Raw genomic sequence first — 22,371 nt, 5'->3', positions numbered from 1 at the left:
GCGCCGTCACGCGGAGATGAAAAGCCCTCAGTTCCCGGCGAGTGCGGTGACGGGAGAGAGGATGATAGAGGTTGCGCTCTGCACCGTCAGGATCGTTCCGGGCACCAGGCCTGTGCGCCCGGCATTGTCCCTGCCAAAGGCGGAATCGACCTCGGTGACGCGCCCGAGGATCTTCAGCAGGGCGGGGTTTTCGGCGGCGGTGAAGTGGTCGAGCGCGCCGGCATCGAAGCTGGATACGTCGATGAGGGTGACATCGAGATCGGCCACCTCCTCGACGTCGGAGATGTTGCCGAGCCGGGCGGGCAGGCCGGTGAGGCGGGCCGAGAGGCGGAGGGCCTTGTCGCGGCTGGAGACGAAGATGAGGAACGGCTGCGGCAGGTTTCCGATGCGTTTGGCCTGAGAGCGGAAGAGATCGACATCGAGGTCGGGCGACATGAGCACCACGCCGTTCAGCTTGGGCAGCACCTCGCGATCGCCGCGAATGGCCATTTGGCGCAAGGTTTCCATCACCACGAGAGACCCCATGGAATGGCCGACGATGGTGATGGAGCGGGTGCCGGAGCGGGACACTTCCAGCAAAAAATTCTCGAAGCCGTCGCGGGCGAAGAGGGCAGAGTCGCGGTCGTAGGCGTAGGCGAGCGGGTTTTCTGCGGAGGGCCAAGTGTAGCTGATCGGCACATCGTCGATCTTGAGATCGTGGGTGAGCTGGGTCACCCGAAAGACGGAGTCGGCCATGGTGTTGTTGTAGCCGTGCACGTAGATCACCACGCCGCGCCGCGCCTTGGGGTGTGCCTTGAAGGCCGACTGGAGGCCGGAGCGAAAGCCTTGGGGCGAAGGGAATACGGAGGATTTGGTGGCGACGAAGTCACGCTGCACATCGGGGCCCTTGCGACGCGCCGTGCGCACCTCGCCCGGCTTGTGCAGGGGTGGCACCGAGACGTTGTAGGAGAGATAGCCCAACGGAGCGCGCTCGGTGTAACGGAGCTGCTTGGAGTTCGGGTCGCGTGCCCGGGTGCTGCCGACGAAGATGGTGTAGGGCGTGCCGATACCGACGGCCGAGGGCACAAGCACCAGATTGGCGCGCGGCGCGCAGGCCGCGAGCGCAAGAATCAGCAGTGAAAGACGCAGAATCCCCTTCATGGCAGGTAAGTTAGCCCGCGGTTGGGGAAGGTTCCATTGCTATAGGACGTAGCGCGACAGATCTGTGGAGCGGGACAGCTCACCGAGGTTCTCTTCGACGTAGTCGGCGTTGATCTCGACGGATTCGCCGGCCTTGTCGGGGGCCACGAAGGACAGCTCCTCGAAGACCCGCTCGATCACGGTGTAGAGGCGGCGCGCGCCGATGTTCTCGACGCTCTGATTTACCTCGGCGGCGATACGGGCAAGTGCGGCGATGCCGTCATCCGTAAAGCTCACATCGACGCCTTCGGTCTTCATCAGGGCGGTGTACTGACGGGTCAGGGCGTTGTCGGTTTCGGTGAGGATGCGGATGAAGTCCTCTTCGGTGAGGGCGCGGAGTTCGACCCGGATCGGCAGGCGGCCCTGAAGCTCGGGCAGCAGGTCGGAGGGCTTGGCGATGTGGAAGGCGCCGGAGGCGATGAAGAGGATATGGTCGGTCTTGACCGGGCCATGCTTGGTGGAGACGGTCGTGCCCTCGATCAGCGGCAGCAGATCGCGCTGCACGCCTTCGCGGGATACGTCGCCGCCGCGGGTTTCGGCACGGGCGCAGACCTTGTCGATCTCATCGATGAAGACGATGCCGTTTTCCTGCACAGCTTCCAGCGCCGCCGCCTTGACGACCTCGTCATCGAGCAGCTTGTCGGCTTCTTCTCCGATCAGCACATCGTAGCTTTCGGACACGGTCAGCTTGCGCCGGGTGGAGCGGCCCCCGAAGGCCTTGCCGAAAAGATCCTGAAGGTTGCCCATGCCCTGGAGCCCGCCGCCGGGCTGGCCGGGGATTTCGAACATCGGCATGGAGGGGGCGGGCTCTGCGATATCAAGCTCGATCTCGGTGTTGTCGAGTTCGCCGCGACGGAGCTTGTCGCGAAACATCTCCAGGGTCTTGCCCCGGGCATCCTCGCCGGCAATGGCGCGCAGCACGCGCTCTTCGGCAGCTTCGCGGGCCTTTGCGGTAACGTCTTCGCGCATCATATCGCGGGTCTGGGCGATGGCAGAATCTACCAAATCGCGGATGATCTGCTCGACATCGCGGCCGACGTAGCCGACCTCGGTGAACTTGGTGGCTTCGACCTTGATGAAGGGCGCGCGGGCCAGCTTGGCGAGGCGGCGGGAGATTTCGGTTTTGCCGACGCCGGTGGGCCCGATCATGAGGATGTTCTTGGGATAGACTTCGTCGCGCAGATCGTCGGTGAGCTGCTTGCGGCGCCAGCGGTTGCGCAGGGCGACCGAGACGGCGCGCTTGGCGTCTTTCTGGCCGATGATGAAACGGTCGAGTTCGGAAACGATCTCGCGGGGGGTCAGGTCTGTCATGCTTGAAGCTCTCTCGGCCGCGTCCAGGGCGGCAGTCTGTCTTTTCCGGGGAAGGCGGGGAGGCCGGCCATGATGCCGCCGCGGATGGTTTCCCAGAAGGCGCCCAGGGCGACGAGGAAAACACCGAGCAGCAGGATGAAGGCCCATGTGCCGTCTTCGGCGACGAGCGTGACGAGCGCCACGACGTAGCCGATGCCGGATATGAGGAAGGAGCGGCGGTCGATCACGATGGCAAAGAGCGCCATGAGGGTGAGGAACGCCAAGAGGATTGCGTAGGCGCCCACGCCGCCCTGCTGGAAGAGCGTGAGGGCCACGGTGTTGACGATGGCGGGCGCGGCGATGACGTGAAGCCAGAAACCCTGCGAGGCGCGGCGGGTGACGCGGTGCGGGTCCGACATGTCGAACCGTAGCGCCACGGTCAGGCCGATCAGGCCGAGGGCGAGGGTGATCCAGGCAAAGCTCGCGTTGGCGGACAGCAGGAAGACATCCTGATAGCTGCCCAGCTCTGCACCACCCAGCGAGGTCAGGGCAAAAGCGCTGGCGTAGGTGGCGAGTGCAATGAGGAACATTGCGAAGGGCACCCGGAAGAGCAGCCAATAGACCAGAAGGGTGGCGGCACAGAACAGGGACGCGATGAGGACGGTGCCTTGCTGGTCGTCGGTGATGAAGGTGCCGAGGACGAAGCCTGCCTGCATTGCCGAGAGCGCGAACATGATTGCCAGGGTTATAGACGGGGCGATCATGCGGCGCCGCACCGTGAAGTAGGCCGCGAGCGCACAGCTCGTTCCCATGCCGATGAGGGCAAAGATGAACAGCGGACCCTCGGGATTGCTCGTCATGAAGGAGGAAAAGCCGGTGAGGCCGCTCCAGCCTGCGTAGAGAATCCAGAGGCCGACGACGATGAAGATCTCGTTGAAGCCCTTGAACAGCTCGAAAGGTTCATCGAGGCCATCGAGATTTTCGCGGGCGCCACGGCGGGCATCGGAGAGCGAAACGATGGCGGTGGCCTGCGCTTCGCTGATCTTGCCTGCCCCGACGGCGGCGCGAATATCATCGCGAGTGATTGTCATCCGGCGATCTTTTCCACGGTCAGGTTGCCGTTGGTGTAGACGCAGATGTCGGCGGCGATTTCCATGGCGCGCCGCGCGATGGCCTCGGCGTCGAGGTCCTGGTCGATGAGGCCGCGTGCGGCGGCGAGCGCGTAGTTGCCGCCCGATCCGATGGCGGCAATGTTGTGCTCGGGCTCCAGCACGTCGCCTGCGCCGGTAATTACCAGCAATTCCTTGCCATCGGTGACGATGAGCATGGCCTCCAGCTTCTGCAGGTACTTGTCGGTCCGCCAGTCCTTTGCCAGCTCCACGCTTGCGCGGGCAAGCTGGCCGGGGGTGGCTTCGAGCTTCTTTTCAAGCCGCTCGAGCAGGGTGAAAGCATCGGCGGTGGAGCCTGCAAAGCCGCAGACCACCTCGTGCCCGCCGGGAGAGATGCGCCGCACCTTGCGGGCAGTGCCCTTGATGACGGTCTGGCCGAGGCTCACCTGGCCATCGCCGGCCACCACGACCTCGTCGCCCTTGCGCACACCGATGATGGTGGTGCCATGCCAGCCGGGAAATTCGCTTTCGCTCATGCCGTTCTCCGTTGGTTCGGGCGTTATATGGCTATCCCCTGCGCTGGCCGCAAGAAAAAGGGGCGCCGAAGCGCCCCGTTTCGCCGCGTGAAGCAGGCCTCAGATCGACTCTTCGATCCAGCTTTGCAGCGATGCCTTGGGGGCTGCGCCGGTCTTGTTGGAAACCACCTGGCCGTCCTTGAAGAGGAACAGCGCCGGGATGCCGCGCACACCCATCTGGGCGGGAGCATTGGGGTTTTCGTCAACGTTGACCTTGACGATCTTCACCTTGCCGTCGAGCTCTGCGCTGAGCTCTTCCAGCGCCGGGCCGATCTGCTTGCAGGGGCCGCACCACTCGGCCCAGAAATCCACCACGACGGGCAGATCGGATTCCTTCACCTCGGCATTGAAGGTGTCGTCGGTCACGGCAACGGTCGCCATTTCGGCTCTCCTGATGTTTTGCGGTTCGGGTGGGGAAGGTAGGGTTGGGGAGTGGGCAGGTCAAGCAGATGCTGTGGCTTTTAGTGCATTCGTCACAAGGTCGTGTGGGAGAATATCCAGCCGGGGAATGCGGGTCCAGAGCAGGGCTGTCTGGACCTTGTGGGCGGGGTAGATCTGTACCAGCGCAGAGGCATAGGCCCCCATCTGGGCGAGCAGGCCGGAGGGGATGCTGGCCAGGTCGTCGGGAACGATCACGTTGGATTTGTAGTCGATCGCGGTGACGGTGGTTTCGGTCACGATCAGCCGGTCGATGACGCCCTGCATGGGTTGGCCGCCGAGTTCCGGCAGGTGGGCGCTGATGGGCACTTCAACCAGGGCACTGCCGGAGAAGAGGGATGCGAGCGCCGGCTCGGATAGGACCGCGAGGGCCTCTGCCACGGTTTCTGGGTCGGTGAGTGGATCATGGGCCTGCACCAGTGCGGCGGCGTGGGCCTCTCGCGCTGAGGGCGGCAGGCCGGGGAGGAATTCGAGAAGCAGGTGAAGCGTGGTGCCGCGGGCCATGGCGTCGGGGTTGCCCTCGCCCTCTGTGGGGAGGGTCTTGGGGCCCGGGAGCGAGGAGGGAGAGAGGATTTGCGCGGGCCGGGCGGGCACGGCGGCCGGGGTCAGGGCGACGGCTGGAAGCGTCACTGTTTCGTCTGAAACTGGCCTCACCGGCACTGTTTCCTGTTCCGCCGGGCGCGCATTTTCGTACCGCTGGCCGGAGCCGAAGGGAAACAGGTGGTGGACCGCGCCGACCCGCTCGAGGGCGCCCTCGGTGCGGCGATACCAGTTTTCCTTGTCTTCCTTCGCCGCGCCCGCCCCGCAGACGATCAGCCATTGCTCGGCACGGGTCATGGCGACGTATTGGAGGCGCAGGCGCTCTTCTTCCTGCTTCTCCTTCAGCGCGTCGAAGAGGGGCAGGATATCGGCCGGCGTGTCTGGCTTGGAGGGTTTCCAGAGGGGTGGAAACCCGTCGAGCAGCACGGCGCCATCTTCGCGCGGGGGCTGCCGGTCGCCACTTTCCGCGAGGATGACAATGGGCGCTTCGAGACCTTTTGCACCGTGGACGGTCATTACCCGAATGGCCCGCCCGCCACTTTCCTGGCCCCGCTTGATGTCGATCTCGCTGGATTCCATCCAGGACAGGAAACCGGAGAGGCTGGGGGTTTCGGCCTGCTCATAGGAAAGTGCTGTAGACAGCAGCAGGTCGATCGACTCCTCGGATTCTTCCCCGAGCCGCGCAAGGAGCCGGGGGCGGCCTTGGTGGTGGGTCAGAATGCGTTCGAGCAGTTCGTAGGGCCGGAGAAAGCCCGCGCTGTTGCGGAGGTCGGTGAGGATTGCGCGGGTGGTGTCACCTTCAGGGCCGTGATCGCGGAGGGCTTGCCACAGGGTGCCGAGGCGGGGTTGGGCGAGGCGGTAGAGGGCGTCTTCGCTCCAATCAAACAGGGGCGAGCGCAGGGCGGCGGCGAGCGACAGGTCGTCATCCGGCATGTCGAGAAAGGCGAGCAGGGCGAGCAGGTCTTTTACTGCCATGGCGTCGGTCAGCCGCACCCGGTCGGCACCGGCCACATGGAGCCCGGCGGCCTTGCAGGCTCGGATCACCTCGTGAAAGATCAGTTTGCGGCGCTGGACCAGGATGAGGATGTCGCCATCAATGATCCGGCGGGTTTGGTAGGAGCCGTCGACGGCCTCGAACAGTCTCTCTTCCGCCTTCATTCGCAGGATTTCCTGCGCGATCCTCTCGGCAAGCTGCACCTGCGGATCGTCCTCGCTGACCATGTCGACCGGGTTGAACCAGGGGGTATCGTCCTCGGTCTTCTCGGGTTTAGGGATGAACGGCCAGAGATCGACCCGCCCCGGCATGTCTTCGTGGAACGCGATATGGGTGAGGGCGCCGCCCATGGCGCGGGGATCGTTGGGGAAGGCCTCATCGACCACTCGCAGAACGGGCGCGGCGGAGCGGAAGGAATACTGGAGCTCCATCCGTTGAGGCGCTTCGCCCGATTGGCCCAGGCGGTCGGTGAAGGTATCGGCCATGCGCTCGAAGCCGTCAGGGTCGGCACCCTGAAAGCCATAGATCGACTGCTTTTTGTCGCCGACCACGAAAATCGTGCGTTCACCGGCCTCTCGTCGCCCGCTTCCGGAGGTGATTTCGCGGGAAATCAGGTCGATCACCTGCCATTGCGCGGGGCCGGTATCTTGCGCTTCGTCGACGAGGATGTGGTCGATGCCGCCGTCGAGCCGGAAGAGCACCCAGTCGGCGACGCCTTCGCGGCTCAGAAGATCGCGGGTCTTGAAGATCAGGTCGTCAAAATCGAGCTCTCCGCGCTGGGCCTTGGCGGCGTCATAGGCAGGGAGGAACGCCTGCGCGAAGGCATGAAGCGCGTGGGAGCGCTGGGCAAGCCGGAGTTGCTTGGCCCTGTCGTGGGCCTCGGCGACGCGCTCCATCAGGGCTTCGAGGTCGGCAAGAAGGTCGGCGGGCATCGCCTCGCGGGTTGCTTTTGTCGGGAAGCTACCGATCTTCGGGGCGCCGGCCGACTTTCCGGATTGACCGACAAGGCGCTTGTCGAGCACGGCCAAGGCAGACATACGATCGGCGGGGAGCTCCGAGAACTCGTCTCCGGCCTTGGCATCGGCGGAGCTTCCGGCGAGGAGTAAGGGGATGAGTGCTGTGAGCAGGTCGTCTTCTCCGCCGACGAACACGTCGCCAAGCAAGCGCGCTTCGGAGAAACCCGGAGGGAGGCCAAGTTGGGCGGAAATCGTCTCGAAATCTGCGGGGTCGGTGAAGGCCTCTCGCTGACCCGCGAGCTTCCTGCAGAACCCCTCGATTTCAAGTCCGGAGAACAGGGCTGCGAAGGTGTCAAACACCTGTGGTGCGGTCCGCGCCACGTGATCGAGCGCTTCCTGAAGGCGCGCCTTTGCAGAGGTGTCATCCAGCTCGGTGAAGCCCGGCGGAACCCCGGCCTCCAGCGGAAAACGGCGCAGGATGGCGGAGCAGAAGGAGTGGATCGTCTGGATCTTGAGGCCGCCCGGCGTTTCGATCGCGCGGGCGAAGAGGCGGCGGGCCTTGGCGAGACGTTCGGCACCGGGCGTGTCTTCGCCCACGGAGATGAGGGCCTCGCCCAGCGCGTGGTCGTCTAGCATCGACCAGCTGCCGAGCCGGGCGAAGAGCCGGTTTTGCATTTCGGCTGCCGCGGCCTTGGTGAAGGTGAGGCAGAGGATGTTTTGCGGCGGAACATCGCGGAGCAACAGCCGAGCGACCCGGTCGGTGAGCACGCGGGTCTTGCCGGAGCCCGCGTTGGCGGAGAGCCAGGTTGAAAACCCGGGCCGGGCGGCCTGGATCTGCGCGGCGGATGCTTCGTTGGGCGCGGTCATCGGCCCACCGGAATGGTTTTTGGCGATGCGGTGTCATCCCACTCGCCGTAGCGTGACAGGTGATCGTAGTCGCTTGCGTAGACCAGCAGCTGGGGAGCCCGACGCGCGGTGTAGCCCTTTTCGGGGTCTGAATAGGCCACGATCAGCGCCGCGAGTTCCTGCAGAACGGCGTCGGGGCGCCAGAGGCCTTCGATTTCGAGCAACTCGTCCCGCGAGTTCGCCGGGTTGCCGATGGAGATGTAGCCGACGCGTTGTGCTCTTTGTGCGCCCAGAGATTTGAAGCCGCCCGCCTCCGCGATTGCGGCCTCGAGCAGCAGTTGCTTGTCGAAGGCCTCCACCTCTTTAGCCGAGGGTGGCTTGGTAGAAGTTTTGTAGTCGAAGACGGCGCATCCACCAGTTGCCAAGGCGTCGATCCGGTCTGGTTTGGCCGCCACTTTGAAATCCACGTTTTGCAGTGGAATAGAGCCGATTTCCTCCACAATGACCGGCGTTCCGGCCGCTTGGAAACTTGCTTCGCGGCGGACCAGCTCGGGCGCGACGGCGGAGAGTCGACCAAGCCAGAGGCGGCGGGTCGCGGGCCACGGAATGTGATCGTCGATGACCTCTGATGCCAGCGCGAGAAACTCTGCAACCACCTGATCGGGATCGCCGGCGAAGGTGAAGCCATCGACCAAGCAACGCTCCATCACGGCGTGCAGCACGGTTCCGCGGAGGGCCGCATCGGCCTCGGGGGCGCGTGGCCCAAGGCGACGCAGCCTCAGGACCTGGCGGGCGTAGATGGCGTAGGGGTCGCGGATAAGCGTCGCGACGGAGGTGACGAAGAGTTCCTTGGGGCGAACGCCGGGGGGCGGGGCCGGGGAAGGGCGCGGCGCGGGCTGGGGCGACAGCGGATCTTCTGTGTGACGCGCGAGAGCCGTGGACACGGTGAGCAGGCGGGTGCCACGTTCCTGCATGGCCTCGAGCGCGGCGACCCCGGGTGTGTTCAGGCCGGTCAAGAGGTTGGTCAGCCGGTTGAGCCAGCGGGATGGGACGGTTTCGGCGTCGGCGCTGCGTGCGCTGCGGCTCAGAATGACCTCTTTCGCGCCGAGCGCGAGTTGGAAGTCGTGCGCTGCGAGGCCGACGCGCCGCTCTGGCAGGAGCATGCCTGCATCGCGCCGCATCGAGCGGTTCATCCACGGATCATGTGGCAGGGTTGCGGGCCATGTTCCCTCGTTTAGCCCGGCGAGAATGCAGAGATCGAGGGTTCTAGTCCGCGCTTCGATCGTGCCCCAGATCGACACCTGCGGGTGCGCGACCGAGGCCTCGCGCACCTCCTTCTCCCCCAGAAAGCTGCGAAATAGGCTGGAATAGTCACTGTTCGAGACGCTGCCACCATAGGCCGCCGACTCGCGCAGCTCTGTCAGAGCAAGCCCTGCCGCCTCCCCGGCCTCTTCCAGCCAGAGCGCACCCGATCCGGCTTGCCCGGGACCGGCCGCAAGCGCCTCTGCGAGGGTGAGGTGGCGGGAGAGGCGTGACTCCAGCGTTTCGGTAGAAGCCTCGGAGACGGGCTCCAGCAGGTTAGCAAGCCAGCGGGCCCAAACCTGCGTTGCCTCATCGGCTTTTGCCTTGGCCAGCCATTTGGCCAGAGTTCTCGAATCGAACCGCGGTGCCCCGGTGCGGCGGGCCCATGTTTCGAAGCGGCCGGTGAAGAGCAGGTGTTGGCCGCGGGTGGCATCGGAGGAGGCGGTGAGGGGGTGTTTCAGGAGAGAAAGCGCGGAGGCCAGGTCGAGCGGCTGGCCGAAGAGGGCGGCGGTTTCGATCAGGAAGCGCCCGGGTGGGCTTTGATGCAGGGGCAGGCCGGCGGAATCGTCGGGGATGATCGACCAACGGGCGAGGGCGGCGGTGACTTGCCGGGCCAGGGTCCTGTCCGGGGTGACGAGGGCCGCGGATTTGCCGTGCTCGACGGCCTCGCGCAGCGCAAGTGCGATGGCGCCGGCTTCCTGTCGGGGCGTCGGGGCCTCGATGAGCGTCAGGCCTTCCGTGGCTTCGGGCAAAGACTCGACGAGGAGGGGGCCGTCGCGGCGCCACTGGTCGGTGACGGGGGCCGGTCGGAGCGATAGGGATACGAGCTGGTTGCGGGCGGGCGCGGCGGGGGGCTGATCGGCCCAGGGGACAATATCGGAAGAGTTCATGCCGAGCCGGTGGAGCAGCGCGGCGAAACGGTATTGGGGGTGATCTTCCTCCGGGTGCCGGTCGGGTTGGTGGGCGGACTTGAGCAGGCTGTTCCAGACACTTTCCGGCATGTCGTCATCAACACCGGGAAGGATCACTGCCCCTTGGGGCAGGCGGGCCACGGCCTCCATGAGCAGGCGCGTGGTGCCCCGGGAGCCGGTGGACCCTGCGACGATGACCGGATCGGCAGGCGGTGCCTCATGCCAGCGGTGCAAAAGGGCCGTGAGGGCGTCGCGGTTCAGCGCGGACTGGCCGCGGAAAACGTCACTATCCTGCCCTGAAAGGATGGAAATGAGCGACAGGCTTCGTGCCCAATGTGCCGAGTGGTCGGCGACGTCGAGCTCGGAGAGGGAGGCCGGATCCACGCCCTCGTCGTCGAGTTCCTCGAGAAGTGAGGCGAGGCTGGTTGCGAGATCGAAGGCTGCTGTCGGAGGCGCGAGGTCGGGTTGCAGGTCGATCAGGCGAGACACGGCCTGGCGGAGTTGGAGACGCAGCCGGAGAGAGGGGTTTGCAGGCTCGAGACCGATCAGCCCGAGTGATTTGGCGAGGCTCGTGACGAGGTGGATACGGGGCATCAACCGGGGCGGACCCTTGGCGAACTGTTCGTCCAGATGACGGCGCATCCGGGTCGTGTTGACGAAGATCGTGACACGCCCCCAGGCCTCGGGCGGTGCATCGGATAACCGGGTTTCCAGCCCGCGCAGTAAGGCCGCGCCGAAATCGACACCGATCGGAACGCCAAAGAGGCGCGGTTTGTCGCTGGCTTCAAACATTGGCCAACATGGCCTCCGCCTCGGCAATTCCGCCGGGATGGCCGACGTCGCACCACCCCCCGGGATGAACGACCCCAAAGAGGCGGCCTTCCGGCTGCATGACATTCCAAAGCACATTGAGCGAGAATGCAGCTTCGGGAATTTGTGCGAGGCCGTCGGGCTTGATGATCTGCGCGCCCGAATAGATGAGGCCCGGCCCGCGTGTGAGCCGCCCGTCGGCGTCTTGCGAGAAATCACCCGTGCCCTCGTAGCCGCGCGCATTTGCGACCGGAATCAGGAGCAGAAGCGCATCCATCCGGTCGGGCTTCCAGGCGTTGCGGAGTGTTTGCAGCGGGTTGGGGCCGGTCCAGACCGCATCGGAGTTGAGGGTGATCACCGGCCCGGTGCCGAGCAGCGGAAGCGCATTGCGCAATCCGCCTCCGGTATCGAGGATTTCGGGCTCGTGGATGGTTTGAACGGTGCGGCCTGCGAGGTGACGCGCGATCTGGTCGCCGAGGTAGTGGGTGTTGACCACCACCCGCTCGGTGCCTTCGGTGAGGTCCAGGGCGCGATCGAGCAGCGGTTTGCCTGCGACCTTGATCAAGGGCTTTGGGCGGGTGTCCGTGAGCGGGCGCATACGGGTGCCGAAGCCCGCGGCAAAGATCATCGCGGCTTGAGGGTCGCTCATGCCGCCACCTTGCGAATGCGCTCCAGCCGGTTGGGGGTTGGTTCGGGGATGGTTTCGAGCACGGCCTCACGCAGCGTCGCGAGGTCTGGGTGGGCGAGGTCCGCCATGAGCAGGGTCCAGACCCGCGGCATGAGGGAAAGGTAGGCAGGCTTTTTCAGGACGGTGCAGAGCCGGGTAAAGACGCCGAGGATACGCAGGTTGCGCTGGGCGCCCTGGGTGGCGATTGCGGCCCGGAACAGGGCCTCGTCGAGGCCGGTCGCCGCAAGATAGTGATGAATGCAGGCTTCTTTCACTGGCTCGGGAACATCGCGGCGGACATCGCCGAGAAGCGAGGCAAGGTCGTAGGTCGGATGCCCGGCGAGGGCGTCCTGAAAGTCGAGCAGGCCGACGCGTGCGGGGCCGGCACGCTCCGGAAGCCAGAGCAGGTTTTCGGCGTGGTAGTCGCGGTGGATCAGCACCGGGGGGGCGATGTTGGTGGCGAGAAGCGCCTCTTCGAGCGCTGCCGTCAGGTGGAGCCAGCCTTCATGGGTCACGGGCTCACCGGCGGCGCGGGCGTAGTACTCTGCGGCGGGGCCGATCATCGGGGCCATTTCGGCGGGGCCGTAGAGTTGCAGGCCCTCGGGGAGCGGGGCGGCGAGGAGGGCAATCAGAACGTCGGTGGCCGCGAGGTAGAGCGCATTCTCACGGCTCGGGTCGGCGGTTGCGATCCGGGCAATCAGCCCGTCGCCCATGTCTTCCATCAGCACCAGCCCCTGATCCGGGGCGGCGGCAAGGATAGATGGCGCAGAGAGGCCCTGTGCCGTGAGGTGTTTGGCGATGGCGAGGAACGGCAGGACGTCGCCCTCGGGATCCTTCATCAGAACGGCGGTTTCCGCGCCGAGGCTGAGGCGTTCATAAGCGCGGGACGAGGCGTCACCAGCGAGGGGGCGGCGTTCGGCATTGGCCCAACCGGCGTCGGCAAGGAAGCTCTCAACGGCGTTCATGGTGTGACCTCCAAGGCAGAAGCGATGCGACTTTCCCAAGGTTTGCCGCCGGCGATGGTCAGGGTTCGGGCGTCGTCGCCTTCGCCTGTTTCGAAATGGAGCCGGAGGGCGTGGGCGGGCGGGGTTGGCAGGCGGTCGGGCCATTCGACGAGGCAGATCGCCTCTTCGAAAGCGGCGGCCAATCCGAGCTCTTCAACTTCGTCCGGGTCCGACAGGCGATAGAGGTCGGCATGCCAGAGTTCGCCATCGGGAAGCGGGTAGGTCTGGACCAGTGTGAAGGTTGGAGAGGGGACATCTTCGAGCGCATTGACACGCCGCATCCGCCAACGGATCAGACCGCGTGAAAAATGGCTCTTTCCGGCGCCGACCCGCCCGGAGAGCAGCAGCACGTCACCCGCGCCGAGCAATGGCGCCATGGCCTCGGCCAGCCGAGTGGTGTGCTCGGGTGAGGAGAGGTGGAGCGTGAGTGGAAACGAAGCACTGCGGGTCATTGCCGCCAGATTATCCGCCGTGCGGCGCAGGGCAAGGCGGAAGCAGGTCAGGCGGTTTGAGGAATGCTCTCGGCGGCGGGTGCGGGGAGCGGCAGATCCTTGTGGCCGAGCGTGAACCCGACGAGGGCATTGCCGCCTGCAACCGGCATGAAGCGACATTTCACCTTGCCGTAGGCCGCGCTTTCGATCTCGGCGCTCCAGGCCCGCCTGTCATCATTGCCTGACAGAAACCGGGTGGCGCGGCTCCAGAGTGCGTCGTCGTTGCAGAGCGCGGACCAATCGCGCACGGCATCCTGCGCGCCGATATCGGAGAGGGTGCCGACCAGTTCGCAATGCCAGAGCTCCTGATAGGCGCGGTTGCACAGAACCATGGAGCCCGTGCGGGAGAACACGGCGATGGCCTCGTCGAGGCTGTCGACCACCGCCTGGCCCATCTCGAGTTCGGAGCGGAAACGGCGGGTGAGTGACATTTCGGCTGAAATATCCTCGAACAGGAAAGCCACGGCCCCGTCGGGGTGCGGCTGTCCGGTGACACGATAGGTCTGCCCGGTGGGGAGGGACCAGATTTCCTGATGAATTCCCTCCGAGGCCGCGGACTCCAGCTCGGCAATCGACGCCCGCCATTCCTTGTAGTCCTTCGGCTCGGGCATGCGCTGTGCCTCACGGAGATGGTCGAGAAATGCCACAAGGGTGGGCCGTGCGGACAGAAACTGTGGCTCCAGCGCCGAAAGATCCGTGAGTGCCGGGTTGAAGAGGCTGAGTTGGCGGTTGCGGTCGAACACCGCGAGGCCTGTGGGGAGGTCGGCAAAGGTCTTGGTCAGGGTTTGCAGGAACTCGAGCCGCGAGCGTTCTGCCTGCACCAGCCGATCTGCCGGGGTGGCATAGACCAGAACCTCCTTGTCGATCTCCCGGGTCGTGCACTCATACCAGATCACCTGTTCGATGTAGGGGATGTTGACGGAGACCCTGTAGACAACATCCGACTCGCTCTCATGAAATGTGTGGGCGAAGGCCCGTGGTAGGGGCCATGCCAGCGTGGTTCGGTCGGGGTGCATGCGGTAGAGCAGGTCGATGTATGCTCCGTTGGCCCATGTGACGTTGCCGTCTTCGTCTTCGCGCCATGCCAGCAGGGGGGCGTCGTCGACGACGCGACGCAGGATGTCGACCTCCTCCGTCATGGCTGTGACCGAGAAGCTATCGTATTCGGGGGGCTCGATATCTTCGCCCTGATGGAGCGCGAACCTGGTCAGTCCGTTCTTCCACTCTGCCTCCAGCCGGGCCGAGCCGTCTCGAGCGCGGAGATCCATGATGCCGACCTCGGGAAGACGCGCCGCGCGGGCTCCGATATCGGGAAAGGAGCCAGCGAGCAGCGCCAGAAAGCGGGGCCAGGATGGCAGGGAGATTGGACCGTTGGCGAGGAAGGTGCGCGCCTCGTCGGTTGCATCGACCAGCTCTTCATCCTCGAAGAGAAAGGTCATGCCTTCGGTGCCGCTGCCGAACCTGTCCCATGTCACCCGGCGCTTGGGTTGGAGGAGGACTGCGACCAGCAATGCGAGAAATGCGGTGCCGAACGATGCTGCCACAAGCACCAGTGCGAACGTCCAACTCAAACCGCTCACTTTACCAGCCTCTCTCCAAACGACACCGCCTTGTCCATGTCCCAACAGACGTGAATTTGGTTAATCAGCGGTTAACTCGTCGGACGAGCAGAAAGAAAACTTAAGGTCAGGCCTGGATCGGCCGGTTGAGGCCCAAAGCGGTCCGCGCCTCGCCCTCTTCGGACACAAGTAGGGCCCTTGGCCAAGTGACCTCGACAATGGCACCGCCCCTGTCGGGGCGTTCGTCGGGGGCAAGAAACGGGTCGGACCCGTTCGCGAAAGTCAGCGCGGCACCGATCCGCTCCAACAGGGTCTTGGCGATGAACAGGCCAAGCCCCATGCCCTCATACTGCGGCCTGCGCGACCCCTCATCGGATCCGCGCCTGCGCCGCACGAACGGGTCGCCTATGCGACCGATCAGCTGGGGCGGATACCCCTCGCCATCGTCGATGACCCGCACCGTGATCCGTTCGCTTGTCCACCTCGCCTCGATCCACACGTTGCCGGCGGCAAAATCTACGGCGTTCTGGATCAGGTTGCGCACCCCGTGGATCATCTCGGAGCTCCGTTGCACCTGCGGCTGCCGCTCTTCGCCGCCCGGGCCGGGCTGCATATCGAAGTGCAACACCTTGCCCCGGTCCTGATGGGGCTCTGCCGCCTCTTCCAGCACGGATTGCAGCGGTGCGCTGCGCATGTGCAGGTCGTCCTTTCCGGCGCGACCCATGGAGCGCAGGATTTCGCGGCACCGATCGGCCTGCTCTCCGATCAGGCGTGAGTCATCCAGAAGGCTCTCGCGGTCGGCCTCGCCCTGAAGCTCGTCGGCCATTTCGGAGCTCACGAGCTTGATGGTCGCCAGGGGCGTGCCGAGCTCATGGGCTGCGGCCGCGACGACCCCGCCGAGGTCGGTGAGTTTCTGTTCGCGGGCGAGGGCCAGTTGGGTGGCCAGCAACGCGTCGCCCATGGCGGCGATCTCGGTTGTGACCTTGCGGGCATAGAGCGCGAGGAAGGAGACACCGATGACAATGGCAATCCACGATCCGAACAGGAAGATCGACGGAACGCGCAGCACGAAACCCTCCACCGTGCGCAGCGGCAGGTACTGGAACGCCACGAAGGTGACGAGCCCGATTGCCACCGCGCCGACAGTGAGCACCGCGTTCAGCCCGAGCGCCGTTGCGGCAATGGTAACGGGCGTGAGCAGGAGCAGCGCGAAAGGGTTGTGCAGCCCGCCGGTGAGAAAAATGAGCAGAGCGAGCTGGGCGAGGTCGAACACCAGCATCAGCATCGTCTCGGTTTCGTTCAGCCGCTTGTTGGCGGGATAGATGAACATGGCGACGAGGTTGGCGACGACCGACATGCCGATGGCCAGAACGCAGAGCCCGAATTCCAGCTGCAGGCCATAGAGAAAATGCGCGATGGCCACGGCAATGCTCTGCCCTGCAACGGCGACCCATCGCAGGACGATGAGCGTGCGCAGCCTGATCCAGTTGGCCCGGCGCGGGTGCTGGAAGGCGAGGTCGGATGGGCCGGTCTCGGGCATGTGACTTGCTGCTTTGGCCTGTGGTGTGACAGTCGGACCCATTGTTAGCCCGGGGCGACGGAGTCAGCAAAGGGCAAGGCTGAGCTGAGGGAGAAATCAATGCGCACGGCGATTTGGGCAACGGCGGCCACGGTGGCGATTTGCGGCTTGGTCGGCGTGACTGTGTGGAAGGTGTATCCCGGGGCGCCCGACAATGCCTTTGCCGAATGCGGTGGCGGCGCGAGTTCGGCCGCGATCGGCGGGCCGTTTGAACTGGTGAATGCCGCGGGTGAAACGGTGACGGATGCGGATGTGATCACCGAGCCATCGCTGATCTACTTCGGTTATACCTTCTGCCCCGATGTCTGCCCGCTCGACATGGTGCGCAATGCCGAGGCGGTCGATATCCTCGCCGAGCAGGGGTATTCGGTGAAGCCCGTTTTCATCACGGTCGATCCGGCGCGGGACACGCCCGAGGTTGTCGGGGACTTTGCCGACACCATCAGCGAAAGGATTGTAGGCCTGACAGGCAGCCCCGAGCAGGTTGATGCCGCGTCCAAGGCTTACCGCACCTATTACAAGGCGCATACGGAGGATGACCCCGAGTACTATCTCGTCGATCATTCCACTTTCACCTACCTCACCCTTCCCGAAACGGGGTTTGCCGGGTTCTTCCGGCGCGAACTTTCCGGCGAGCAGCTGGCGGATCAGGTGCAGTGCTTTCTGGATGCGGGATAAACGCCTGTACGGAAAGGCTTGTGGCGCTATTGCCGCCCGTATAGCGTGTTCTGACAAAACCAGCGACCAGCGGAGGGAGCGCGTGGCCGAGCGGGATCTCAGCGAGATCGGGGAAGACAAATCCCTTCTGATTGTGGATGACGACGAGCCGTTTCTGCGGCGGTTGGCAAGGGCAATGGAGAAACGCGGATTTGAGCCCGAAATGGCTGGATCCGTTGCTGCAGGACGTGCAATCGCTACTGCCCGCCCGCCGGCCTATGCCGTGATCGACCTGCGCCTCGAAGATGGCAACGGGCTCGACGTGGTTGAAACCATTCGAGAAAAACGGCCCGACGCCAAGGTGGTTGTGCTCACTGGCTATGGTGCGATTGCAACGGCCGTTGCGGCGGTGAAGATCGGGGCCACGGACTACCTGTCAAAACCCGCTGACGCCAACGAAGTGACGGCCGCCCTCCTGGCCAGTGGTGACGAACTTCCGCCGCCGCCGGAAAACCCGATGAGTGCCGACCGGGTGCGATGGGAGCATATCCAGCGGGTGTATGAGCTTTGCGACCGCAACGTCAGCGAAACCGCGCGACGGCTCAACATGCACCGCCGTACCCTGCAGCGTATTCTGGCCAAGCGTTCCCCGAAATAGGACGCGCGATGACACGGCATCTTCTGGCATTCTTCCCGGTTCTTCTTGCCGGATGCGTTGCCACCTCCGAAGGCACACAGCCTGCCGGTCCGGCGCTGGGCTACGAGCTTCGTCCGACCGGCATCGGCGTGCCGGGCTCACCGCAGGAAGTCAGCTTCGACCGGGTAAACCCCGGCGCCACCGTTGCGCTGCAAAAGCTTGCAGGGCCGGTGGTGACGGAAGAGCCCTGCGGCAACGGCCTTGGGTTGATCGGCTTTCGGGACGGGTTGGTGGTTGTCTTTCGCGGGCGGGAGCTTGTGGGCTGGATGGAGGGCGAGCGCTCGGCCGGCATAACCTGCGGCCGCACCTGAGGCGCGCCGAGCGGCGAGCTACGGCGCGCAGCCAAAGGGCACGAAGGTGCTCGCCATTCCCTCGTTCATTGTCATGACGGTCAAGAGATTGGCCAGCGCGACCTCTTCGGGAGTTTCGGCACAGACGCTTTGGCGCGTGGAGCACCCGGTTGCAACGAAGGCGTCATTTTCGGCGAGAAAGCTCTCTCGCAGACCGGAGGGCCCCTGTATGGAGAGGGCATCGGCAAAGGCCATCTCGTAGAGCTCGCATTTGCGGGCCGTCCATTCTGGGGTGACATTCTGGGCGGTGGCAGGGGTTGTGGTGAGGAGGAAGGCGGCGAGGCGGGTCATCACGCTGATGGGCGGAATGCCGTGCCTCGGGGGTTGAGCCGAACGGGTTGCTGTCATCCTGTCGAAATCCTGCGGATTGGCTGCTTGGGCGTGGCGGGCGGCATAGGATCCCTATGCAATACTAGAGATCGAACCGTTTGAGCACCTTGTCGACCACGGTGCCATCTCCCATCACATAGCCTTCGATGCGGCCGTAGTCCTCGAAGCCGCGCGATTGATAGTAGGCCAGGCCGCCTGCATTGTCGGCGCGGATATTGGCGCGGATCCAAGTGTAATCGAGACGTCTTGCGGCCTCTTGCGTAGCTTTGAAAAGCGCGGAGCCAATGCCGAGACCCGTGCGGCCCTTGCGGGCGAAGGTGGCGATTTCGGCGCAGGTTTCGGGCTCTTCGATCATCGGGTCGATCCATTGGAAGCCGAGCAACTCGCCAGTTTCGTCTTCGGCCACATGCCAGGCGGCGCGGGGCGTGGCGCGTATCTGGGCTGCGATGTCTTCGCGTTTCACCTGTCCGGTGATCGCAGTCGTGCCGCCGGCATCGACGATCTCTTGCAGGAGCTCGGTGATGGCGCGGGCGTCGGCTGGGGTGGCGGGGCGAATGTGGATCATGAGCGGGACTCGGCTCGGTTTGTGATCACATGCAGAACGGCGTTGTGCATGTCGGTCAGGATGAGGTGACCCCAGGGCTTGAGATAGGGGTTGATCGGGGTATTCAGACGGTAGGTCGTGGTTAGGGTGACGCGGGTGAGCGACGGCCCGAGCGGCTCGAAGCTGTAGCGACCTTCCAGCATGGTGACTTCAGGGCCAATGGGGGAAACGCGCGGATCGAGCGCCTTCATTAACTCCGGGTCGGGGAAGGCGAAGCGCCAGGCAAGGTCCGGGCCCGGCAGAAGGTGCTCCTCGAAGCGCACCCCCTTGGTCCAGGTGGCGTATCGGATGCCGTCCCGGGTAGCAGCCGAGACCGGCCGCGGCGCCCGCAGAAGGTTGTGGGTTATCGTCCAGATCTGCTCACTTTCGGCAATGTTAGAGACATTTTCCGCCTCGGCGCGGATCACCGACTTCGGGGCGGCGATGACGATTGAGGTGGAAACGGAGACATGCTCGGACATGTCGGGCACGGGGAGGTCGAAAAAGGGCGCAGCGAAGGGAACGGCCAGAAGCGCGAGGCAGAAATGCGCCTGACGCTCGAACCGGGCCATCAGAAGGCGGGTAAACCAGATGCCCGGAGCCGCGGCGGCGATGGCGATGGGCAGGGCCATGGCGATGCAGATCACTGTCTCAACCCAAAGGACGACCAGCAGGGCGGATACCAATAGCAGGGCGAGCGACGTGCGGCCGAGGACGGTCAGATAGCTATGGCGTCGGTGCCAGTCGAACAGGAGCTGCCCGGCGAAGCCCAGGCCGAGGCCGAGCCAGAGCAGGATGGCTATGGTTGCGACCGGGGCGGGGGTTAGAGCTTTCAGCGTCTGCGGCACATGAAAAAGTATGCCGTAGGAACAGAAGGCGTAGACGACGAAGGCCAGAGCCCGGAAGGCCGCCGGCGCCATCAGAGCGCAGCCAGCAACTGGTTGTGCCGCGCGGTAAAATCGTTGCGGACGTCCACTGGGGGCCTCAAGGTGATTTCCAGGTTCTCGATCAGCGCGGGGGCAGGCACTCCGAAGAACTTGTTGGCCTCGGCCACGGTGAACCCCGCAATTCTTGTAGCCTCCAGCCAGGCAGAGATGCGATCGGCCTTCTTGATCTGCCTTTTCACCGCCACAGGCACCTGCGCGGGCAGGCCGAAGCGAATGTGGATTGCGGAGGTGAGGCGATCATCCAGCGCGCCGTAGCCGGGGCCGACGGCGGCCTTTACGGGAGAAATCATGTCTCCGATGACGTACTCGGGCGCATCGTGCAGCAGGGCAGCCAGCTTCCACTTGACCGGGGCATCGGGGTTCATCCGGCTGTAAAGCGCTTCTACCAGAAGCGAATGCTCGGCCACGGAATACGCGAAGTCGCCATGGGTCTGGCCGTTCCACCGGGCGACGAAGGCGAGGCCGTGGGCGATATCCTCGATCTCGATATCCACTGGCGTCGGATCCAGCAGATCAAGCCTGCGACCCGAGAGCATGCGCTGCCATGCGCGGGGCGGTGCCTTGGCCATTTTCGTCTCCCTCTCGCAGGGAATTGGGTAGCGCGATCACGGCGAGGTGTAAACGCGGCGCGGAACCTCACGGGGGCTTTGGGGGTTAAGCTGCTGACAAGACGAAAAATTCACTCATGGGTCGCGCCGAGAACGAGAGGTTGGCGGCCCGAAGGACAGGATCATGAAAACCGCCCTTGCAACCACCGCACTTCTGCTCGCCTCTGCCCCCCTCGCGGCACAAACGGCTGACGGACCCTGCGGCAAACGGCAGTTCTTCGTCGACCAGCTTGTAGAGACGTATCAGGAGCAGCCCGTCGCCGGCGGCCTGCAGAGCGAGGACTCCCTCGTCGAGATCTGGGCATCGAAGGAAACGGGCAGTTTTACCATTCTCGTGACCGATCCGGGCGGCGAGACCTGCGTGGCCTTCACCGGTGAAGACTTTCATGAAGCAACCGGGTTTGTCGGCGTGAAAGGTGAAGCATCCTGAACGCCAAACGCCCTGCATTCGCCAGGTCTGGTTGATGGGGTGCGGGCCGGGTGCTATGTGCCGCTGCAAGTGAAACTTGCAGTTGGAGCGCCCAATGGCTGCCGATTACGTTGTTAAAGACATCTCTCTTGCCGAGTTCGGCCGCAAGGAGCTGGATATTGCCGAGACTGAAATGCCGGGTCTCATGGCCTGTCGGGCCGAGTATGGCGACAGCAAGCCGCTGAAGGGCGCGCGCATCGTCGGGTCCCTCCACATGACCATTCAGACTGCAGTGCTGATCGAAACGCTGGTCGCGCTGGGTGCTGATGTGCGCTGGGCAAGCTGCAACATTTTCTCCACTCAGGATCATGCTGCGGCGGCGATTGCGAAATCGGGCGTGCCGGTTTTTGCGATCAAGGGCCAAAGCCTGGAAGAGCATTGGGACTATCTCGACAAGTCGTTCATGTTCCCCGAGGGCGCGAACATGATCCTCGATGATGGCGGCGACGCCACGCTTTACGTGCTGCTGGGTGCTCGCGCCGAGGCGGGTGAAGACATCATCCCTGTGCCGCAGTCCGAGGAAGAAGAGGTCATCAAGGCGCAGATCAAGAAGCGCATGGCCGAGAGCCCCGGGTGGTTCACCAAGACTCGCGAAGCGATCAAGGGCGTGTCGGAAGAGACGACGACCGGCGTGCACCGTCTGTATGACCTGCACAAGAAGGGCCAGCTTCCCTTCCCTGCGATCAACGTGAACGACAGCGTCACCAAGTCGAAATTCGACAACAAGTATGGCTGCAAGGAATCGCTGGTTGACGGCATTCGCCGCGCCACGGACGTGATGATGGCCGGCAAGGTCGCCGTTGTCTGCGGCTACGGCGACGTGGGCAAGGGTTGTGCCGCGAGCCTTCAGGGTGCGGGTGCGCGCGTGAAGGTGACAGAGGTCGATCCGATCTGCGCGCTTCAGGCGGCGATGGACGGTTTCGAGGTGGTCACGCTGGAAGAGGTGGCCGCGAGTGCCGACATCTTCATTACCACCACCGGCAACAAGGACGTGATCCGCATCGAGCACATGCGCGAGATGAAGGACATGGCGATCGTCGGCAACATCGGCCACTTCGACAACGAGATTCAGGTGGCCAATCTGCGCAACCACAAATGGACCAACATCAAGGACCAGGTGGACATGATCGAGATGCCCGGCGGCAGCCGGATCATCCTGTTGTCCGAAGGGCGGCTGCTGAACCTTGGCAATGCCACCGGCCACCCCTCCTTCGTGATGAGTGCGAGTTTCACCAACCAGGTGCTGGCGCAGATCGAGCTGTGGACCAAGGGCGAGGAATACCAGCCCGGCGTCTACATCCTGCCCAAGCATCTCGACGAGAAGGTGGCGATGCTGCACCTCGACCGGATCGGGGTGAAGCTTTCGAAGCTCTCGACGGAGCAGGCGGCCTATATCGGCGTCACGCCGGAAGGGCCGTTCAAGCCGGAGCACTATCGGTACTGAGATTGAGGTGGGTTTTACCCTACGGATGGCGGCCTC

General features: G+C 64.4%; 21 protein-coding genes. 5 read left to right on the top strand and 16 right to left on the bottom strand.

The features are described 5' to 3' along the window. Nucleotides 1-27 precede the first annotated feature (27 nt). The 12 genes from GTH22_RS15795 to regB all read right to left on the bottom strand — a co-directional run bounded on the left by GTH22_RS15795 (nt 28) and on the right by regB (nt 16,211). On the bottom strand, nt 28-1,140 hold the full coding sequence (locus tag GTH22_RS15795) for an alpha/beta hydrolase (RefSeq protein ID WP_252946479.1): 1,113 nt from the start codon (nt 1,138-1,140) through the stop codon (nt 28-30). Between the two features lie 39 nt (nt 1,141-1,179). Further along, the gene (gene hslU, locus GTH22_RS15790) at nt 1,180-2,490 is read right to left on the bottom strand and encodes an ATP-dependent protease ATPase subunit HslU (RefSeq protein WP_252946478.1); all 1,311 of its coding nucleotides are present in this window, start codon (nt 2,488-2,490) and stop codon (nt 1,180-1,182) included. Beyond that, nucleotides 2,487-3,560: a hypothetical protein gene (locus tag GTH22_RS15785; RefSeq protein WP_252946477.1), complete on the bottom strand. Its 1,074-nt coding sequence runs from the start codon at nt 3,558-3,560 to the stop codon at nt 2,487-2,489. Before GTH22_RS15785 ends, hslU begins: the two co-directional genes overlap by 4 nt. Further along, on the bottom strand, nt 3,557-4,114 hold the full coding sequence (gene hslV / locus GTH22_RS15780; RefSeq protein ID WP_252946476.1) for an ATP-dependent protease subunit HslV: 558 nt from the start codon (nt 4,112-4,114) through the stop codon (nt 3,557-3,559). The genes GTH22_RS15785 and hslV overlap by 4 nt, the downstream gene beginning before the upstream one ends. Nucleotides 4,115-4,213: 99 nt before the next feature. Beyond that, nucleotides 4,214-4,534, bottom strand: a complete 321-nt coding sequence (gene trxA / locus GTH22_RS15775; RefSeq protein ID WP_252946475.1) for a thioredoxin — start codon at nt 4,532-4,534, stop codon at nt 4,214-4,216. A 60-nt stretch (nt 4,535-4,594) separates the two neighbouring features. Next, nucleotides 4,595-7,948 (bottom strand): double-strand break repair helicase AddA, encoded by a 3,354-nt coding sequence (gene addA / locus GTH22_RS15770; protein ID WP_252946474.1) that lies wholly within the window; start codon nt 7,946-7,948, stop codon nt 4,595-4,597. Next, nucleotides 7,945-10,932: a double-strand break repair protein AddB gene (addB, locus tag GTH22_RS15765; RefSeq protein ID WP_252946473.1), complete on the bottom strand. Its 2,988-nt coding sequence runs from the start codon at nt 10,930-10,932 to the stop codon at nt 7,945-7,947. Before addB ends, addA begins: the two co-directional genes overlap by 4 nt. Next, on the bottom strand, nt 10,925-11,599 hold the full coding sequence (locus GTH22_RS15760) for a nucleotidyltransferase family protein (RefSeq protein WP_252946472.1): 675 nt from the start codon (nt 11,597-11,599) through the stop codon (nt 10,925-10,927). The genes addB and GTH22_RS15760 overlap by 8 nt, the downstream gene beginning before the upstream one ends. Further along, entirely contained in the window at nt 11,596-12,582 is a 987-nt protein-coding gene (locus GTH22_RS15755; protein WP_252946471.1) for an aminoglycoside phosphotransferase family protein, read from the bottom strand. Before GTH22_RS15755 ends, GTH22_RS15760 begins: the two co-directional genes overlap by 4 nt. Continuing rightward, nucleotides 12,579-13,073 (bottom strand): tRNA (adenosine(37)-N6)-threonylcarbamoyltransferase complex ATPase subunit type 1 TsaE, encoded by a 495-nt coding sequence (gene tsaE, locus GTH22_RS15750; RefSeq protein ID WP_252946470.1) that lies wholly within the window; start codon nt 13,071-13,073, stop codon nt 12,579-12,581. The genes GTH22_RS15755 and tsaE overlap by 4 nt, the downstream gene beginning before the upstream one ends. 47 nt (nt 13,074-13,120) lie before the next feature. Further along, nucleotides 13,121-14,623, bottom strand: coding sequence for a PAS-domain containing protein (locus tag GTH22_RS15745; RefSeq protein WP_252946469.1), 1,503 nt, complete (start codon nt 14,621-14,623; stop codon nt 13,121-13,123). Between the two features lie 175 nt (nt 14,624-14,798). Beyond that, complete coding sequence (gene regB / locus GTH22_RS15740) at nt 14,799-16,211, bottom strand: sensor histidine kinase RegB (RefSeq protein ID WP_252946468.1); 1,413 nt, start codon at nt 16,209-16,211, stop codon at nt 14,799-14,801. Between the two features lie 99 nt (nt 16,212-16,310). Between regB and GTH22_RS15735 the strand changes: the two genes are divergently transcribed. From GTH22_RS15735 to GTH22_RS15725, 3 genes are all read left to right on the top strand, one after another. Beyond that, the gene (locus tag GTH22_RS15735) at nt 16,311-16,928 is read left to right on the top strand and encodes an SCO family protein (RefSeq protein WP_252946467.1); all 618 of its coding nucleotides are present in this window, start codon (nt 16,311-16,313) and stop codon (nt 16,926-16,928) included. Nucleotides 16,929-17,010: 82 nt separating this feature from the next. Then, nucleotides 17,011-17,565, top strand: a complete 555-nt coding sequence (locus GTH22_RS15730) for an ActR/PrrA/RegA family redox response regulator transcription factor (RefSeq protein WP_252946466.1) — start codon at nt 17,011-17,013, stop codon at nt 17,563-17,565. 8 nt (nt 17,566-17,573) lie between these two features. Continuing rightward, on the top strand, nt 17,574-17,915 hold the full coding sequence (locus tag GTH22_RS15725; RefSeq protein WP_252946465.1) for a hypothetical protein: 342 nt from the start codon (nt 17,574-17,576) through the stop codon (nt 17,913-17,915). An 18-nt stretch (nt 17,916-17,933) separates the two neighbouring features. Here GTH22_RS15725 and GTH22_RS15720 read toward each other — a convergent pair whose 3' ends face one another. The 4 genes from GTH22_RS15720 to GTH22_RS15705 form a co-directional block, all read right to left on the bottom strand. Beyond that, complete coding sequence (locus GTH22_RS15720) at nt 17,934-18,245, bottom strand: hypothetical protein (RefSeq protein WP_252946464.1); 312 nt, start codon at nt 18,243-18,245, stop codon at nt 17,934-17,936. Between the two features lie 121 nt (nt 18,246-18,366). After that, entirely contained in the window at nt 18,367-18,849 is a 483-nt protein-coding gene (locus GTH22_RS15715) for a GNAT family N-acetyltransferase (protein WP_252946463.1), read from the bottom strand. Beyond that, entirely contained in the window at nt 18,846-19,787 is a 942-nt protein-coding gene (locus tag GTH22_RS15710) for a hypothetical protein (RefSeq protein ID WP_252946462.1), read from the bottom strand. The genes GTH22_RS15715 and GTH22_RS15710 overlap by 4 nt, the downstream gene beginning before the upstream one ends. After that, nucleotides 19,787-20,383 carry an HD family hydrolase gene (locus GTH22_RS15705; RefSeq protein ID WP_252946461.1) on the bottom strand — a complete coding sequence of 199 codons (597 nt, stop codon included), beginning with the start codon at nt 20,381-20,383 and terminating at the stop codon, nt 19,787-19,789. The genes GTH22_RS15710 and GTH22_RS15705 overlap by 1 nt, the downstream gene beginning before the upstream one ends. A 163-nt stretch (nt 20,384-20,546) precedes the next feature. On the opposite strand from GTH22_RS15705, the gene GTH22_RS15700 reads away from it, so the two are divergent. Further along, entirely contained in the window at nt 20,547-20,852 is a 306-nt protein-coding gene (locus GTH22_RS15700) for a hypothetical protein (protein ID WP_252946460.1), read from the top strand. Between the two features lie 94 nt (nt 20,853-20,946). Beyond that, nucleotides 20,947-22,335, top strand: a complete 1,389-nt coding sequence (ahcY, locus tag GTH22_RS15695; RefSeq protein WP_252946459.1) for an adenosylhomocysteinase — start codon at nt 20,947-20,949, stop codon at nt 22,333-22,335. Nucleotides 22,336-22,371 lie beyond the last annotated feature (36 nt).

The organism is Oceanicola sp. 502str15 (genome assembly GCF_024105635.1).
Lineage (GTDB): Bacteria > Pseudomonadota > Alphaproteobacteria > Rhodobacterales > Rhodobacteraceae > Vannielia.
The sequence above is the reverse complement of the archived record's forward strand: the minus strand, read 5'-3'. Positions and strand labels throughout refer to the sequence as shown.

Bases quoted from the DNA above. Each gene is read 5' to 3' on its own strand.
- GTH22_RS15795 (WP_252946479.1), bottom strand. From the start codon at position 1,140: ATGAAGGGGATTCTGCGTCTTTCACTGCTGATTCTTGCGCTCGCGGCC.
- hslU (WP_252946478.1), bottom strand. From the start codon at position 2,490: ATGACAGACCTGACCCCCCGCGAGATCGTTTCCGAACTCGACCGTTTC.
- GTH22_RS15785 (WP_252946477.1), bottom strand. From the start codon at position 3,560: ATGACAATCACTCGCGATGATATTCGCGCCGCCGTCGGGGCAGGCAAG.
- hslV (WP_252946476.1), bottom strand. From the start codon at position 4,114: ATGAGCGAAAGCGAATTTCCCGGCTGGCATGGCACCACCATCATCGGT.
- trxA (WP_252946475.1), bottom strand. From the start codon at position 4,534: ATGGCGACCGTTGCCGTGACCGACGACACCTTCAATGCCGAGGTGAAG.
- addA (WP_252946474.1), bottom strand. From the start codon at position 7,948: ATGACCGCGCCCAACGAAGCATCCGCCGCGCAGATCCAGGCCGCCCGG.
- addB (WP_252946473.1), bottom strand. From the start codon at position 10,932: ATGTTTGAAGCCAGCGACAAACCGCGCCTCTTTGGCGTTCCGATCGGT.
- GTH22_RS15760 (WP_252946472.1), bottom strand. From the start codon at position 11,599: ATGAGCGACCCTCAAGCCGCGATGATCTTTGCCGCGGGCTTCGGCACC.
- GTH22_RS15755 (WP_252946471.1), bottom strand. From the start codon at position 12,582: ATGAACGCCGTTGAGAGCTTCCTTGCCGACGCCGGTTGGGCCAATGCC.
- tsaE (WP_252946470.1), bottom strand. From the start codon at position 13,073: ATGACCCGCAGTGCTTCGTTTCCACTCACGCTCCACCTCTCCTCACCC.
- regB (WP_252946468.1), bottom strand. From the start codon at position 16,211: ATGCCCGAGACCGGCCCATCCGACCTCGCCTTCCAGCACCCGCGCCGG.
- GTH22_RS15735 (WP_252946467.1), top strand. From the start codon at position 16,311: ATGCGCACGGCGATTTGGGCAACGGCGGCCACGGTGGCGATTTGCGGC.
- GTH22_RS15725 (WP_252946465.1), top strand. From the start codon at position 17,574: ATGACACGGCATCTTCTGGCATTCTTCCCGGTTCTTCTTGCCGGATGC.
- GTH22_RS15720 (WP_252946464.1), bottom strand. From the start codon at position 18,245: ATGACCCGCCTCGCCGCCTTCCTCCTCACCACAACCCCTGCCACCGCC.
- GTH22_RS15715 (WP_252946463.1), bottom strand. From the start codon at position 18,849: ATGATCCACATTCGCCCCGCCACCCCAGCCGACGCCCGCGCCATCACC.
- GTH22_RS15710 (WP_252946462.1), bottom strand. From the start codon at position 19,787: ATGGCGCCGGCGGCCTTCCGGGCTCTGGCCTTCGTCGTCTACGCCTTC.
- GTH22_RS15705 (WP_252946461.1), bottom strand. From the start codon at position 20,383: ATGGCCAAGGCACCGCCCCGCGCATGGCAGCGCATGCTCTCGGGTCGC.
- GTH22_RS15700 (WP_252946460.1), top strand. From the start codon at position 20,547: ATGAAAACCGCCCTTGCAACCACCGCACTTCTGCTCGCCTCTGCCCCC.
- ahcY (WP_252946459.1), top strand. From the start codon at position 20,947: ATGGCTGCCGATTACGTTGTTAAAGACATCTCTCTTGCCGAGTTCGGC.